The organism is Abyssibius alkaniclasticus, from assembly GCF_020447305.1.
Taxonomy (GTDB): Bacteria; Pseudomonadota; Alphaproteobacteria; order Rhodobacterales; family Rhodobacteraceae; genus Abyssibius; species Abyssibius alkaniclasticus.
Window position 1 is genome coordinate 2797125 of the sequence record NZ_CP095732.1, and the last position, 16475, is coordinate 2813599.

At 61.6% G+C, this 16475-nt stretch carries 11 protein-coding genes; 8 read left to right on the top strand and 3 right to left on the bottom strand.

Annotation, left to right across the window (positions count from 1 at the left end; translation table 11 throughout):
* Nucleotides 1-47: 47 nt before the first annotated feature.
* The 8 genes from LGT41_RS13905 to LGT41_RS13940 all read left to right on the top strand — a co-directional run bounded on the left by LGT41_RS13905 (nt 48) and on the right by LGT41_RS13940 (nt 11789).
* Nucleotides 48-5498 (top strand): alpha-2-macroglobulin family protein, encoded by a 5451-nt coding sequence (locus LGT41_RS13905; RefSeq protein WP_274127508.1) that lies wholly within the window; start codon nt 48-50, stop codon nt 5496-5498.
* Nucleotides 5495-7546, top strand: coding sequence for a penicillin-binding protein 1C (pbpC, locus tag LGT41_RS13910; protein WP_274127509.1), 2052 nt, complete (start codon nt 5495-5497; stop codon nt 7544-7546). The genes LGT41_RS13905 and pbpC overlap by 4 nt, the downstream gene beginning before the upstream one ends.
* 178 nt (nt 7547-7724) lie before the next feature.
* Nucleotides 7725-8219 (top strand): translation initiation factor IF-3, encoded by a 495-nt coding sequence (gene infC, locus LGT41_RS13915; protein WP_446070515.1) that lies wholly within the window; start codon nt 7725-7727, stop codon nt 8217-8219.
* Nucleotides 8220-8888 (top strand): DUF938 domain-containing protein, encoded by a 669-nt coding sequence (locus LGT41_RS13920; RefSeq protein ID WP_274127510.1) that lies wholly within the window; start codon nt 8220-8222, stop codon nt 8886-8888.
* 54 nt (nt 8889-8942) lie between these two features.
* Nucleotides 8943-9830, top strand: coding sequence for a lysophospholipid acyltransferase family protein (locus LGT41_RS13925; RefSeq protein WP_274127511.1), 888 nt, complete (start codon nt 8943-8945; stop codon nt 9828-9830).
* A 114-nt stretch (nt 9831-9944) separates the two neighbouring features.
* The gene (locus tag LGT41_RS13930; RefSeq protein ID WP_274127512.1) at nt 9945-10391 is read left to right on the top strand and encodes a DUF2852 domain-containing protein; all 447 of its coding nucleotides are present in this window, start codon (nt 9945-9947) and stop codon (nt 10389-10391) included.
* Nucleotides 10392-10448: 57 nt separating this feature from the next.
* Nucleotides 10449-10913, top strand: a complete 465-nt coding sequence (locus LGT41_RS13935; RefSeq protein ID WP_274127513.1) for an RDD family protein — start codon at nt 10449-10451, stop codon at nt 10911-10913.
* A gap of 54 nt (nt 10914-10967) precedes the next feature.
* Nucleotides 10968-11789: an arginyltransferase gene (locus LGT41_RS13940; RefSeq protein ID WP_274127514.1), complete on the top strand. Its 822-nt coding sequence runs from the start codon at nt 10968-10970 to the stop codon at nt 11787-11789.
* Here the strand turns inward: LGT41_RS13940 and LGT41_RS13945 are convergent.
* The 3 genes from LGT41_RS13945 to LGT41_RS13955 are packed head-to-tail and all read right to left on the bottom strand — an operon-like array spanning nt 11786 to nt 16207.
* Nucleotides 11786-14149 (bottom strand): TRAP transporter large permease, encoded by a 2364-nt coding sequence (locus LGT41_RS13945; protein ID WP_274127515.1) that lies wholly within the window; start codon nt 14147-14149, stop codon nt 11786-11788. The two genes, LGT41_RS13940 and LGT41_RS13945, sit on opposite strands and share 4 nt — an antisense overlap.
* Nucleotides 14150-14158: 9 nt before the next feature.
* On the bottom strand, nt 14159-15055 hold the full coding sequence (locus LGT41_RS13950) for a TRAP transporter small permease subunit (protein WP_274127517.1): 897 nt from the start codon (nt 15053-15055) through the stop codon (nt 14159-14161).
* A gap of 57 nt (nt 15056-15112) precedes the next feature.
* Complete coding sequence (locus tag LGT41_RS13955) at nt 15113-16207, bottom strand: TRAP transporter substrate-binding protein (RefSeq protein WP_274127518.1); 1095 nt, start codon at nt 16205-16207, stop codon at nt 15113-15115.
* Nucleotides 16208-16475: the final 268 nt, after the last annotated feature.

Below are 16475 nucleotides of genomic sequence, written 5' to 3' on the forward strand. Positions count from 1 at the left end.
CGCCGCTGCTAGGCTATCCGGATTGAACCCAATTTCTGGATATTGTGATGACCCGTTTCACCCGCAAAACCCTGTTTTCCAGCCTTGTTTCCAGCTTTCTCGCCACTGCCGCGCTTGCCCAGCCGCTTTACATGCCCACCGAACGGTTCAACCGGATGCAGGCCACCGACCTGCCCGGAAATGACATTCGGATGCTGCGTGACACCTCGCTTGAGATTTGCCTGAATGCGTGTGTGTCAGATCAGGATTGTGATGCCGTCACCTACAATACCGCGGCCAATGCCTGTTTTCTGAAAACCGATGGCAGCCTGACCGAACCGTTCAACGGTGCCGTGTCCTACCGTATCAGCCGCACCAGCCCCGAGGCGCTGGCGCTGGCGCGCAGCCGTCAGGATGATCTGGCCAGCCTGCCGCGCTTCTGGATGGACCGGGCCCTGGCGCAAGCCACCAGCCTTGGCCTGCTGTATCGCGCCAGTGAAATGCCGGTCTCCGCGCTTCTGGGCCTGGCTGACGAGGCGCGGGGCGCGTCGAACTATGACAGTTACGCCTTTTACATGCAGCGCGCTTTGGCCCAGTCCGATGATGTTGGCCTGTGGTTCACCTTTGGCGATACGATGCTGCGCTCGACCAGAAACGGCGACCGGGAAATCGGGACGACCGCGCTGATCAACGCCTATCTGCGCAGCACCGGGGCCGATATGCGCGCCGATATTCTTGTAAAGCTGGCAGAGCGCATGGAGCAGGCCAATAATGGCCGCCAGTCCATTGCGCTGCTGCGCATTGCCCTTGGCCTTGCCCCCAGCGCAACGATTGATGCGGCATTGCAACGCGCCATTGGCCTGTTCGGCTTTCGCATTGTCGAACATCAGGTCGACAACAATGCCGAACAGCCGCGCATCTGCCTGACATTCTCTGACCCGCTGGTGCAAACCGGCGTTGATTATGCGCCATATCTGCGAATGCAGGGCACCGAACTGCCGGTCGAGGTGGAGCAGAACCAGCTTTGCCTTGACGGTGCGCGCCACGGCGAAACCTATGATCTGACCGTTCGCGCCGGCCTGCCCGCCGCCGATGGCGAGGTCTTGGAGAACAGCGTCGATATCCAGCTTTATGTGCGTGACCGCGATGCGATGGTCTATTTCCCCGGCCGCGCCTATGTGCTGCCCAAAACCGATGATGCGGCCCTGCCGATTGTTTCTGTCAACGCGCCCCTGGTCGATTTGCGGCTGTTCCGCGTGGGCGAACGTGGGCTGGTCAATGCCATCCGCCGCGGCAATGTTTTCCAGGCCATGTCTGACTATGAAGAATCCGACATTGCCGAGCGTTTGGGCGCAGCCCTGTGGGAAGGTCAGGCCGATCTGCAAACCGAGCTGAACGCCGATGTCACCACCGGCCTGCCGGTTTCGGCCTTCCTGCCCGCGCTGGAGCCGGGGGTTTACGCGATAACCGCGCGCATTCCCGAAACCTCTGAAACCTGGGAAGCGGCGGCGACGCAGTGGTTCATCGTCAGCGATCTGGGGGTTGAAACCATGCAGGGCGTCGATGGGCTGCATGTATTTGTGCGCAGCCTTGCCAGCGCCGCGCCCGGCGCCGATGTGACCGTGCAGCTTCTGGCGGTGAATAACGAGATTCTGGCCGAGACCACCACCGATGCGGCGGGCTATGCGCGCATCGACCCCGGCTATCTGGCGGGAACCGGCGGCATGGCCCCGGCCATGCTGACCCTGGCCGCTGCCGATAGCGATTTTGCCTGGCTCGACCTGTCCGATGGCGGGTTTGATCTGTCAGACCGTGGCGTGGCTGGTCGCGCCGCCCCCGGCCCGGTTGATATTTTCACCACGACCGACCGTGGCATCTACCGCGCGGGCGAAACCGTTCACGCCACTATTCTGGCGCGCGACAGCGCCGCCCGGGCGCTGGAGGGCCTGCCGCTGACCGCCATCATCCGCCGCCCCGATGGCGTGGAATTTTCGCGCCATCTACTGCCGGATCTTGGCGGTGGCGGCCATGTGCTGAGCCTTGCCATCCCCGCAAGCGCGCAGCGCGGCAGTTGGCAAATGCAGCTTTATGCCGACCCGGACGGGCCGCGCCTGTCGACCGCCCGGTTTCTGGTGGAAGATTTCATTCCCGAGCGGATCGACTTTACAATGGCTTTGCCCGAAGGCGCGCTCGATGCCCGGAACCTGCCACCGCTCGATATTGCCGCGCGCTATCTATATGGCGCGCCGGGGGCCGAATTGTCGATGGAAGGCGAGATCGAGATCGACACCACCACCAGCTACCCCGGCTATGACGGCTATTATTTCGGGCTGGAGGATGACCCGTTCATTCCCACAGGCGACGCACTTTATGATTTGCCCGCCACCGACGCGGTGGGCGCGGCCCAGATCAGCCTTGCCCTGCCGGCACTGGAGCAAACCAGCCGCCCGCTGGAAATGCGCGTTTCCCTGCGCATGGCCGATGGCTCTGGCCGCCCGGTCGAGCGCACGCTTACCCGTCCGCTGCTGCCTGAAAACCCGGGGATCGGCATCAAACCGCTGTTCGACTGGACGCTTGGTGAAAACGAGAATGCCGCTTTTGATATTGTCAGCATCAATGCCGATCTGACCCCGCGCGCCGACGCCCCGCTGACCTGGGTGCTGAACCGCGTGAACCGCCGCTACCAGTGGTATTCATACGACGGAAGCTGGCTCTGGGAGCCGGTGACAACCCGAACCCGCGTGGGGGCCGGCACCTTGACCACCGGCGCCGATGGGGCCGCCAGGCTCGAATATCCGGTGGAATGGGGGCGCTACGAGTTGCGCATCGTCTCACCCAGCGGCGCGGTGCTGCCCAGCAGTTACAGTTTTTATGTGGGCTGGTGGGGGGCTGATGGCAGTTCCGACACGCCCGACCTGTTGCAAGTTGCGCTTGATAAGCCCGGCTATGCCCCCGGCGACAGCGCCATATTGCGCATGGATGCGCGCATGGATGGTGTGGCGCTTGTGCGCGTTGTGACCGACCGGCTGGTATCGATGCAGGCCATCGAGGTGACGGCGGGTGAAACCGAAATCACCCTGCCTGTGACCGATGAATGGGGCAGCGGCGCCTATGTCATCGCCTCGCTCATCCGCCCCGGCAATGCCGATGCGGGCCGCAACCCGGCGCGTGCGCTTGGCCTTGCCCATGCGGCGGTTGACCCGCAGAACCGCGCGCTCGATCTTGCGCTTGACCTGCCAGATGCAACCGAGCCGCGCGGCCCGCTGAATGTGGGGCTGAACGTGGGCAACCTTGAACCCGGCCAGCGGGTTTGGGCCACGGTTTCGGTGGTGGATATCGGCATTCTGAACATCACCGGCTTTCAGTCGCCCGACCCTGAAGGCTATTACTTCGGCCAGCGCGCATTGGGCATGGAGCTGCGCGACATTTACGGCCGGCTGATTGACGCCAGCGCCGCCAGCCGCGCGGCCATTCGCAGCGGTGGCGATGGCGCCAATATCCGCACAAATGCCCCGCCGCCAACCCAGGAGCTTCTGGCGCGGTTCAGCGGGCCGGTAACGATTGCCGCCGATGGCACGGCAACCGTCAGCTTCGAGCTGCCGGCCTTCAACGGCGGGGTGCGGGTCATGGCGGTTGTCTGGGGCGAACAGGGCGTTGGCCAGGCCAGCCAGGATGTGCTGGTGCGCGACCCGATCGTGCTGACCACCACAACACCGCGCTTCATGGCGCCGGGCGATGATACCCGGCTGCTGGTCGAGCTTGCGCATGTCAGCGGGCCGACTGGCACGGTTGGTGTGGAAATTTTCGCCTCCGGCCCCGTGGCTGTGGCGCAAGGCGCGGCGGCGTTCAACGTGGAGCTTGCCGAAGGCGCGCGCGCAACCCGCAACATTCCGCTAAAAGCCAGCCGCACGGGGCTTGGTGAATTGCGCATTGTCATGACCATGCCCGATGGGCGCATCGTGGAGCAAATGGCACGGCTGAATGTGCTGGCAAATGACCCCGATATCATCCGCCGCACGCCCATCAGGCTTGCGGCCAATGGCGGCACTTTCACCATTGATGGCAACGCCTTTGCCGATATCCGCCCCGGCAGCGGCACGGTCACACTCAGCGTGGGCCCGCTTGCCGCGCTCGACCCGGCGGGGCTGCTGGCCGCGCTCGACCGTTACCCCTATGGCTGCTCGGAACAGCTTGTTTCGCGCGCCCTCCCCCTGCTCTATGTCGGCGAAGTGGCCGCGGCACTGGGGCTTGCCCCGCAAGAAGGGATGCAGGCGCGGATTGGCGACACAATCACCGATGTGCTGGCCAACCAGTCCAGTTCCGGCGGTTTCGGCCTTTGGCGGCCGGATTCGGGCGATCTGTGGCTCGATGCCTATGTGACCGACTTTCTGTCACGCGCCCGCGCGCTTGGCTATACGGTGCCGGATGTCGCGTTCGATCTGGCACTTGCCAACCTGCTCAACCGTGTCAACTACGCGCCCGATTTCGAGGATGCAGGGCAGGACATTGCCTATGCGCTGATGGTTCTGGCCCGTGAAAACCGCGCCAGCATCGGCGATTTGCGCTATTTCGCCGATAACCGCGCCAACGCGTTTGCAACAGCAATGGCACAGGCCCAACTGGGCACGGCACTGGCCTATTATGGCGACCAGCTGCGCGCCGACCGCATGTTCGGCCTCGCCAATGCCCGCGTGCTTGCCTATGGGGTTGAAAGCAGCAGCTGGCGGCCGGATTACGGCTCTTACGCGCGCGACGCTTCGGCCGTGCTGACCCTGGCCGCCGAGGTGAATTCCACCGCGATTGACCGGCAGGAACTGGCGCGGCGCGCCAGCTTTTATGGCGGCGGCTACCGCTCGACGCAAGATATGGCCTGGATGTTGCTGGCCACCAATGCAATGGCGCAAGATGCCGCCGTGGCCGGGGCCACGCTGGGTGGCGCGCCCCTGCCGCTGACCGGCGTGCGCCAGATTACCGAGGCCGAGCTTGCCGGGCCGGGGCTGGTGCTGGAAAACCCGACCGGCACCGCGATCGAGGCCGTGCTGACCACGCGCGGCGCCCCCGCCTTCCCCGAACCGGAAAGCAGCAACGGCTACCGGATCGAGCGGTGGTATTACACAATGGATGGCACGCCGGTCGACCTTGAGAATGTGCAGGTCAACGACCGGATCGTGGCCATTTTGCGTGTTCAGCCCGAGCAGGACCGCAACGGCCGCCTGATGATCGTTGACCCGCTGCCAGCCGGTGTCGAGGTTGAAAACCCCAACCTGCTGCGCGCCGGCGATCTGAGCCAGCTTGACTGGCTCAGCCTGGATGATGTGGCCCTGCATAGCGAGTTTCGCGATGATCGTTTCGTGGCCACGGTCAACTGGTCGCGCACCGACTCATTCCAATTGGCCTATATCGTGCGGGCCATCTCGCCGGGCAGTTTCCAGCAACCCGCCGCCCTGGTTGAAGACATGTATCGCCCCGATCTGCGCGGCACCACCAATGCCGGGCGCATTTCCATCCGCCAGCCATGATCTGGCTGCGCCGCGCGCTTGTTGCCGTTGGGCTGGCGGCTGCACTTGCGGCGGGGTTCTGGGTTTGGGTGGCCACCACCACCCTGCCCGTGCTGACCCCGGAAACCTCGGTTACGGTGGTCGATCGCAACGGCGTTTTGCTGCGCGCCTATCCGGTGGCCGATGGGCGCTGGCGCCTGCCGCTGGCCAATGACGCGGTCGACCCGCTTTATTTCGCCATGCTGCTGGCCTATGAAGACCGGCGCTTTGAGCGCCATGCCGGTGTAGATGCGCGCGCACTGGCCCGTGGCCTGTGGCAGTTCATCAAGAACGGGCGCATTGTTTCGGGCGGCTCGACGCTGACCATGCAGGTTGCCCGCCTGCTGGAAGATGGCGCAACCGGGCAATGGGGCGGCAAGCTGCGCCAGATCAGGCTGGCGCTGGCGCTGGAACGCAGCCTGACCAAGCAAGAGGTGCTGGCGCTCTATCTGCAACTGGCGCCGATGGGTGGCAATATCGAAGGGCTGCGCGCCGCCACGCTGGCCTATTTCGCGCATGAGCCGAACCGGCTTTCCCCCGCCGAGGCAGCCTTGCTGATCGCCCTGCCCCAGGCCCCGACATCGCGCCGCCCCGACAGGTTCAACGAAGCCGCCACCATTGCGCGCAACCGTGTGCTTGAACGTGCGGTTCAGGCCGGGGTGCTGAGAGCCGATGATGCCGCCGCCGCCCGCGCAACCCCTGTGCCCGCCCAGCGGCGCGACTTTCCGGCCCTTGCCCCGCATCTGGCCGATGCGCTGGCGGCAGGGGCGGAACCGGGCGCTGTCATTGCCACAACGCTGGATGCCGAATTGCAGGCCGACCTGCAAACCCTGCTGGCCAGCCGCGCCGCCGATTTTGGCCCGCGCGTGACAACCGCGGCCCTTGTGGCCGACCATGCCAGCGGTGAAATCCGCGCCTATCTTGGCTCGTCCGACTTTTTCAGCGATGCACGGCGCGGCGCGATTGATATGGTCCGCGCCATCCGCTCGCCCGGCTCGACGCTGAAACCGCTGATCTACGGCATGGCATTCGAAGGCGGCTATGCGCATCCCGAAACCCTGATCGACGACCGGCCTATGGCCTTTGGCAGCTACGCCCCGCGCAATTTCGATGGTGGCTTCATGGGCCAGGTCAGCCTGCGGCGCGCCTTGCAGCTTTCGCTGAACATTCCCGCTGTCGCGCTGCTCGACGTGGTTGGCCCCGCGCATCTGATGGCGCGCCTGCGCCGCGCCGGTGTTCAGGCACGTCTGCCGCGCAATGCCGCCCCCGACCTGCCCATCGCACTGGGGGGGCTGGGTGTCAGCCTGCATGACCTTGTAACACTTTACGCTGCCTTCGCGCGTGGTGGCCAGCCCGTGACGCTGCGCGCCACACCCGGCCCGGCCGATAGCGGCCCGCTGGCCCCGGTGCTGCTGCCCGCTGCCGCCTGGCAGATCGGCGATATCCTTATCGGTGCGCCCCCGCCCGCCGAAGCCCCCTTTGGCACGATCGCCTTCAAGACCGGCACATCCTATGGCTACCGCGATGCCTGGGCGCTTGGCTATGATGGCGCCTATGTGGCCGGTGTCTGGGTGGGCCGGGCCGATGCCGCCGCCGTGCCGGGCCTGCGCGGGCTGGATGGCGCCGCCCCGCTGCTGTTTGATGTGTTTGCACGCATCCGCACAACCCCGATTCCACTGCCGCCGCCACCCGAGAACGTGCTGACGGTCAGCAATGCGCAACTGCCCGCGCCTTTGCGCAATTTCACCCCGCGCGGCGTGCCGCTGCGCGATTCGGCAGCGCCAGAATTCTCATACCCGCCCGATGGGGCCCGGGTCGATCTGGGGCTGGATGGCGAAACGCCCATGCCGCTGATCCTGAAGCTGCGCGCCGGTCGGCCGCCCTTTACCTGGCTGGTGAATGGCCGCCCGATTGTGGCAGACCCTTATGACTGGCAGGCAAGCTGGCAACCCGATACCGGCGGATTTGTCACCATATCGGTGATTGATGCACAGGGCCGTGCCAGCCGTGTTCGGCTGTTTTTGCAATGATTTCGTGCATTAACCCGCCCAAACCCGCCCTTGTCACTTGACGAAAGCCGCGAAACTCGCCAACTAACGCTAGTGAAAGCCGCTATTCGGCCACCGCCTGAACATTAACAACCAAAGGACCCGCACCATCGCTCGCAAACCACATAACGCGCCCCCGCAGCGCGACACCGGCCCCCGCATCAACGACCGTATTCGCGCCCCCGAAATTCGCCTGATTGGCGCGGATGGCGAAAATGCCGGCGTCGTTACCCCCTATGTCGCTATGGAAATGGCACAAGAGGCAGGGCTGGACCTGGTTGAAATTTCGCCCAATGCCAACCCGCCTGTCTGCAAGATCATGGACTTTGGCAAGTTCAAATACGAGCAGCAGAAAAAAGAGGCCGAGGCGCGCAAGAACCAGAAGATCATCGAGATCAAAGAGGTGAAATTCCGCCCCAATACCGACACGCATGACTATGAGGTCAAGATGCGTTCGGTTGAAAAGTTTCTGGGAAATGGCGACAAGGTGAAGGTGACTCTGCGCTTTCGTGGCCGCGAAATGGCGCATCTGGAACTGGGGCGCAAACTGCTTGAACGCGTTGCCGCCGACACGGTTGAAATCGGCAAGGTCGAGGCGATGCCAAAGCTCGAAGGCCGCCAGATGGTGATGATGATCAACCCCGCCAAAAGCTGAATGAGCGGCAAGCGTCATTCTGAAAACTTCCGGCCGGGCCGCGTGCCCGGCCATAGCGACGGGCGGCTTTACAGCCCGACATTCGAGCGCAACCACCAGCCCGTTATTGCCGCCCTTCTGGCGCGGCTCGGCACAGAGCCGGGTGCTGCGCTGGAAATTGGCTCGGGGGTTGGCCAGCACATCCAGGCCTTTGCCCGCGCCCTGCCGCATTTGCGCTGGCAGCCAAGCGAGCCTGACTCGATTCACCGCAACAGCATAGATGCCTGGAGCGCGTTTTTTGGCAGCAACCTGCCTGCGGCCATCGCGCTCGATGCCAGCCGTGAATTCGGCACCGAAATTGCACAGCTTGCCCCGCTGCGGCTGATCTTTTCCATGAATGTCATCCATATTGCGCCCTATGGCGTGGCCTCCTCCATCATCACCACGGCAGCGCACAGGCTTGCGCCCGGCGGCTGGCTTGGTTTTTACGGCCCGTTTACCGAAGGCGGCCTTCATACCGGCGAGGGCAATGCGAATTTCGATGCAGGGCTGCGCGCCGACAACCCTGCCTGGGGTGTGCGCGATGTCGATGAGCTTGCCGCATTGGCCATAGCCGCCGGGCTTTCGCAAGCAGAGCTTGATGTCATGCCCGCAAATAACCGCATTCTGTGGTTTCAACAGCCCGCCTAGGCTTGCAAGGCGCAGTATAAGCTGCATCATGCAGCCAAAACCCATAAGGCCTGTATGAGCGATAAATCCAAACTGCGCCACTATATCGATGCTTTGCCGATCTGGCTGTTGCCCAAGCTGCTGCGCCCGCTGCCCTTCCGGATGCGGGTGCGCTTTGGGGCCTGGATGCTTTCGGGCGTGTTGCGCCATGTGCCAAGCCTGCGCAAGCGCATCACCAACAATCTTGACCATGTCTTTCCCGATATGCCCAGGCCCGAAAAACGCCGCCTGCTGCGCAACATTGCCCGCAATATCGGCCTTGGCTTTTTCGAGCTGATCTACAACTCCGAATACCAAAAGCGCACCCATGAGATGCGGCTCAGCGGCGATGTGGCCACGCTGGATGCCGCCCATGCCGAAGGCCGCCCGGTGCTGCTTGTCTCGGCGCATTTCGGCCAGTTTGAAGCCGCGCGCGCCATGCTCGGGCCGCGCACCAAACCGCTTGGCGCGCTTTACCACCCCGCGCATAACCCGGTGTTCGAGCGTATTTACACCCCTGCGCTGGCAGCGGCTGGCCCGATCTTTCCGACCACGCCGCGCGGCCTGGCGGCGCTCAGCAAGCACCTGAAAGGCGGTGGCTTCGTCGCGCTGCTGCTTGACCAATATGCCGATGATGGCGTGCCCATGCCCTTTGTCGGACGCATGGCGAAAACCGGGTTGTCTATGGCGCGGCTTGCGCTCAAGAACAACGCGCTGATCGTGCCGCTGATTTGCGTGCGCGGCGATGACGGTGTCACGATCGATGTGCAGATCGCCCCGCCGCTTGCCAGCACCGATGCGCTGACAATGACACGTGAGTTGAACGATTTCATGTCTGCCGAGATATTGAAACGCCCCGAACAATGGTATTGGCTGCACCGGCGCTGGAAAAACATGCCCACCCAAGACGTTGAAAACACTTAGATTTTCAGGCGCCCCTGCCCCAAGGTAAAATTTTTTCAACATTTCTCTTGAAAGTCTATACAGGATATCCACTTATGTTAATGTTAATAACATTTACATCTGAAAGGAACACAAATGTCCGCCCCAGTCGAATGGCTAAAGAATACCCAGACATGGCTTGATGGGCACGGGCCAATGGCCTGGACCGCCGCAATGGTGCTTGGCTTTATCTTTCTGTGGCCCGTTGGCCTTTTCCTTCTCTTTTACATGATCGGAACCAATCGTATGTGGAAACGCAGTCACGCACGTTCATGCGGCCATCGCCGCGGCTTTGGCAGCCAGACCGGCAATGTCGCCTTTGACAAATATCGCGACGAAACCCTGCGCCGCCTGGAAGAAGAGCAAAAAGCCTTTACCGGCTTTCTCGACCAGCTTCGCGCCGCAAAGGACCAGGCCGAGTTTGACGACTTCATGGCAAACCGCGCCCGCCGCCCGGCGCCGCAAGCCGAACCCGAAGAGGATACGCGCAGCGCCTATACACCGCCCCGCGCCCCCGGCTTTGGCGATGCCAGCCCGGCCTGACCACGGCCCCAGCCCCGCCGCCACGCGGCGGGGTTCACCCTGATTGCAGGAAAATCCATGTTCAACGACGCATCCTACTCTGGCCCCTCCGGCCTGCCCCACCCCGAAGCCGATGCACAGTTTTACCGCGATGTGCCGCAACGCCGGCTGATCGCCTGGCTGTTCGATGCGGTGATCATCGGCACGCTGGCCCTGCTCATTCTCATCGGCACGCTTGGCTTTGCCGCCTTCATTCTGCCGCTCGTTCTGGTGGCACTTTCCTTCGTCTATCGGGTGTTCATGCTGCAAACAGCTTCCGCCACGATAGGAATGCGCCTTGTGGGGATAGAGCTGCGTGACCGTCGCGGGCTCAAATTCGACCGCAAGACCGCCATTGCCCATACGCTGCTTTATACAATCGCAACCATCCTGTTTCCGCTGCAAATCCTGTCGTGTTACCTGATGTATTCCGGGCGCTACGGGCAGGGCTTGCACGATATGGCGCTTGGCACCACGGCCATTAACAGCCCCGCAAATTACTGATTGCAGCCCGTGGGCGGCATGTTAGGCTTGGTGCGAACTCACGGTTTTAATAAAATGCGCCATTCACTTCCAAATGCACCCCAGTTCTATGTGACGGCCCCGCAGCCCTGCCCCTATCTGCCGGGGCAGGTTGAACGCAAATTGTTCACAGCCCTTGGTGGCACCGATGCGGCGGCGCTGAATGACAGCCTGTCGCATCAGGGGTTTCGGCGTTCGCAAAACGTGCTGTATCGGCCAAGCTGCGCAAACTGCAATGCCTGCATGTCGGCGCGCATTCGTGTGGCCGATTTTGCGCCATCGCGCAGCCAGCGCCGCATCAACGCGCGCAACAGCCACCTTACCCGACTGACCCGTTCGGCCTGGGCGACCGATGAACAGTTCGAGCTGTTTTCGCGCTATCTGGCCGCGCGCCACGCCGATGGCGGCATGGCGGGTATGGATGCGTTCGAGTTCTCGGCGATGATCGAGGAAACGGCCGTCAACAGCCGGGTGATCGAATATATCAACCCGATCAGCGGCGCGTTGCGGGCCACCTGCCTTACCGATATCCTCTCGGACGGCCTGTCGATGGTCTATTCCTTTTATGATCCGGATTACGAGCGCGACAGCCTTGGCAGTTGGATGATCCTGGACCATATCCGACTCGCCGCCGAGGCGGGGTTGCCTTATGTCTATCTCGGCTATTGGGTGCCGGGCAGCCGCAAGATGCGCTACAAGGCGCGGTTTGCCCCGCTCGAAGTGTTTTTCGGCGGCAAATGGAACGAATTGGCCAGCCCGGATGCGTTTGAAACGGGCCGCCATCCGCTGGAAAACGACCCGATTGCCGAACAGCTTGCCGCCATCCACCTGCCGGGAGGCGACTTTAACGGCGCCTAGTTGCCGGGCAGCAGGTCGGGCACAATCGTCACGATTGACGGGAAGACCCACAGCACCGCCAGCGCCGCCACCTGAATTAGAACGAAGGGCATGACCCCACGGTAGATATGGCCGGTGGTCACGCCCGCGGGCGCAACCCCGCGCAGATAGAACAGCGCAAAGCCGAAAGGCGGGGTCAGGAAGCTGGTTTGCAGGTTCATGGCAATCATGATCGTCACCCATTTCGGGTCCAGATTGCCGCCATAAATGACCGGCCCCACAATCGGAATGACGATATAGACGATCTCAAGGAAATCCAGCACGAAGCCCAGAATGAACAGCACCAGCATGACCAGCAGGAACACGACCCATTGTTCATCGAAGCTGCGCAAAAAGTCCTGAATATATTCCTCTCCGCCAAAGGAGATGATCACAAGGTTCAAAAGCTGGCTGCCGATCAGAATGGCGAACACCATCGAGGTGACCTTGGCGGTTTCGCGCACAACGGGCGTTAGCACCGCGTGTTTCCACAGCACATAGCAGGAATAAAGCAAGCCGCCCATTGCCGCCATATAGGCTACATAGGTCACGATCAGGCCAATCCAGTTCTGAAAGCCCGCCCCTTCGATATTGGTGCGCAGATCGAAATTGATGCCGACCAGCAGCATGATCACAATCGCAAAGGCGGTATACAATATCAGCTTTGGCTGGCCACCGACTTCGCCCAGTTTGCGGTAGGCAGCAAGCATGATGGCACCCGATGCGCCGAGCGCCGCTGCCGGTGTGGGGTTGGTGATGCCGCCAAGGATAGAGCCCAGCACCGCCACAATCAGCACCAGCGGCGGGAAGACCACGCGCAGCATTTCATTGCGCCCCAGCCGTATGAATGCGGGTTTGAGCGCATAAAGTATCAGCGCAAAGCCCGGGCTGAGCCACAGGAAAGTGGCCAGCGGCGAGGTGAGCGGCCCCAGGAAAAGGATATCGGCCAGCAGCGCCAGCCCGATACCCGCCACCCCGACAAACAGCGGCTTGCGATCTTCATAAGGTGCCACGCCAAAAGCGGTGGTGAAGGTAATGGCCGCCAGCACCAGCATGATGATCACGCCATCGCCAATCGGGGCGGCGTCCACCAAAGCCTGCGCGCGGGCGGCGGTCATTTCATCTTCGCTCAGCGTGCGGGCCTCCTGGTTTTCCAGCCCGCCATCGGCGGCGATCTGCGCGGCCAGCGCAACCGAACGGTCCCATTTGGCCTGGCCGTGGCGCTCGATCATCGCGGCCTGGCATTGTTCGGTCACATCGGTGCGCAGCTCTGGCTGGGCGCCAATATCGCGCAAGCTCGAAATATCCGATTGCTGCGGGCCAACGATATTCAGCGCGCCAAGCCCGATAACCAGCCCGATGATCGCCGCCGGGGCCACCAGAAACCAGGTGAGCCCGTGTTGCAGGCCACGGCCCGGCGCGCCTTCAACCGTGCCGTGAATTGGCGGGGCCTTATGGGGTTTCACCATTGCATAGCCAAAGGCGTAAAGCGCATAAAACACCGCCAGCATGATGCCGGGCAGAATTGCCGCCTTGAACAGGGTGCCAACCGACAGAACCGCCGCTTCGCCAAGGAAGGTCAGCGCCGAGCCGCAGCCAACCGATTTGGCCAGATCCTCTTGCGCGGTCGAATAGATATCGCCCGCCAGCGTGCCCAGCAGCACGATCACGATGGACGGCGGAATGATCTGCCCCAACGTGCCAGAGGCGGCAATAACGCCGGTTGCCAGTTCGGGCGAATAATTGTTGCGCAGCATGGTTGGCAGGCTGAGCAGGCCCATCGTGACCACGGTGGCGCCGACAATGCCGGTGCTGGCGGCAAGGAATGCCCCCACGACCACAACCGAAACAGCAAGCCCGCCGGGCAAGGGGCCGAACACCCGCGCCATCGTGGTCAGCAGGTCATTGGCAATGCGCGAGCGTTCCAGCGTGATGCCCATCATCACGAACATCAGCACGGCCAGCAGCGTTTCAATCGACGGGCCGGAGATGACCCGTTCGTTCATGCGGTTGATGATGAAGGACAGGTTGGCGTCCATCGCCTTTTCCCAGCCGGATGTGAACAGCGGCTCGGTCAGCAGCGGCAGGTCCGGGTATCGGAAATGGCTTATGGTTTCACGCGCCACGCCGCTATCGGTCAGCGCGCGGAAGGCTTCGGAATTGGTGTCGATCACCTCTTTGACAAGCAGGCCCGCATTGTCGAGCCCGGCCAGAATGCCAAAGGAAATGATCGCCGCGCCGGAAATGGCAAAGGCGACGGGGAAGCCTGTCATGATGCCGGCAAACAGCATCACGAACACGATGATCAGGCTGATTTCAACGCCATCCATACCCAAAAACATACCCGACCCCTAGTGGATTGCGGCGGCTTTCGCCGCGATTTCGTCGTTCAGCACATCTTTGTCGAGATGTTTGTTTTCGCTTTCCGGGCCTTCGACAAATTCAAGCCAGGAGCGGTAGAAGAAGGCCGCGGCTTGAACCAGCATCATGCCCGCAAAGGCGACCATCATGACCTTGAACAGGAAATACGCATCAAAGCCCGAGGGTGACACGCCAATGGTTTCGACATTCCAGCGCACGATGCCCGATTTGCGCAGCAGTTTTTCAAGCTCGTCGGAGGCCGAAACCGAGGGCGTGATCAGGTGGCGGAACATGTAATACCAGCCATACATCCAGACCAGCACCATCGAGGGCATGATGAACAGCAGCGCGCCGAGCATATCGACCACCTTCTTGGCGCGGAAGGATATGCGCGAATAGACCAGATCCACCCGCACATGGCCGCCCTGCACGAATGTATAGGCAACACAAAGCGTAACGATCAGCGCGTTTTCAGCCTTGAGCATTTCAGCCCACCAGCCAAGCTGTTTGGTGAAGCCAACACCGAACGGGCTGAGCGTAATGTCGGATACACGAAAGATTCGCTGCAAAAACACGATCATGGTTTGTTGCAGCACCATGAGCAGCCCCGCCCAGGCAAACAGGCGTCCGGTGGCATTGGCAAAGCCTTCGAGCGCGCGCACGGTGCGCCACAAAAAGGCGCGGTAGAACAGCCCGATCACGAAGATCGTCAGGAAAATGTCAAAAAACGCAAAGAACATCCGGCTCGAACCGCCATAGAATATGACGTAGAGCAGGTTTTCCTTGTCGGAAAAATCGAAGATTGATCCAAGATTGGTCAATACATATGCGATATCGGCATAGCCCTGCGCAATATGCTTCAGGACCCAGAAGAGGCCATCAATCATGGGTAACTTTCGCTGAAAGCACCTGCCCCGCACAAATGGCGGGGCAGGGAGTTAAGCTTACATATTGCCAAGAACGCGGGTGCGCTGCGCAACATAGGCGCTGTCGGAAAGCGACATCCAGCCAGCGGCGGCCTTCATGCCGGCATTGACCGAGTCATGCACTTTCGCGAAAAGCGGATCGCTGCGATAGCCTTCCAGCACTTCAGCCGAGGCGGCGCCGAACGCATCCCAGACATCATCGGTGAACTGGTGGGTTTGCACGCCAGCCGCCAACAGACGATCGAGCGCCGGGCCGTTATTGGCGATGAACAGCGAATAGTTGGCCTGATGGCCTTCAGCGGCGGCAATTTCAATTGCGCGCTGGTGGCTGCGGCTGAGCCCGTTGAACACATCGAGGTTGCAGCAGACCGAAAGCGCCGCACCCGGCTCGTGGAAACCGGCGGGGTAGTAGTGTTTTGCCACTTCCTGCAGGCCAAGCTTTTCATCCGACCACGGGCCGATCCATTCGGTCGCGTCCAGCGCACCTGTTGCCAGCGCCTGATAGATTTCGCCGCCGGGCAGGGTTTGCACCGAAGCACCCAGCTTGGACAAAGCCTGGCCGCCAAGCCCGGGCATACGGAATTTCAGGCCCTGAAAGTCATCGGCCGAGGTGATCGGGTTGCGGAACCAGCCGCCACCCTGCGCCCCGGTCTGACCGGCAATAAAATGCTTGGTGTTGAAAATCTCGCCAACCTCGTGGTGCAGCTCAAGGCCACCCATCGAATAATACCAAACCATCATTTCCGGCGCGCTCATCCCCATTGGAACGGCGGTAAAGAAGGCAAGGGCCGGGTGCTGGTTCACGAAGTAATAGTCGGCGGCGTGATACATGTCTGCCTGACCGGATGAAACCGCATCAAAGCTTTCCAGCGCGCCCACAAGCTCGCCTGCGCCTTTGGCATCAATCATCAGCGAGCCATCGGTGATATCGGCAACCGAGTTTACGAAACGCTCGACCGAATCCCACACACCGGCCAGACCACGGGGCCAGCTTGTGACCATTGTCAGTGTGGTGCTGCCGTGGCTTGCGGCATAGGCCGGCGCTGCAAGCGCGGTTGCGGCGGCTGCGGTGCCGCCAAGCGCACCCTTTGTCAAAAATGAACGACGATCCATGTTTTCTCCCAGTTGTTGGTGCGGAATCTGTTTTTTGAGTTTCTGGCTCCGCATGTGAACCGGAAGCTAAACGGCATGTCACATCATTGCAAATATTTTGACGACCCCTGACGACATTTTTTGGGCGAATTTACGAGACCCGCGTCATTTTGCCCATTTTTACTGCAATGCAAGAAAAGTGCTAATTTCACCCCATTCGCGCAACATTGTTAAATTTTATGGGTTGACCCCAGTTTTTGGCCTGTTAGAAATTTCAGCATGATGAACA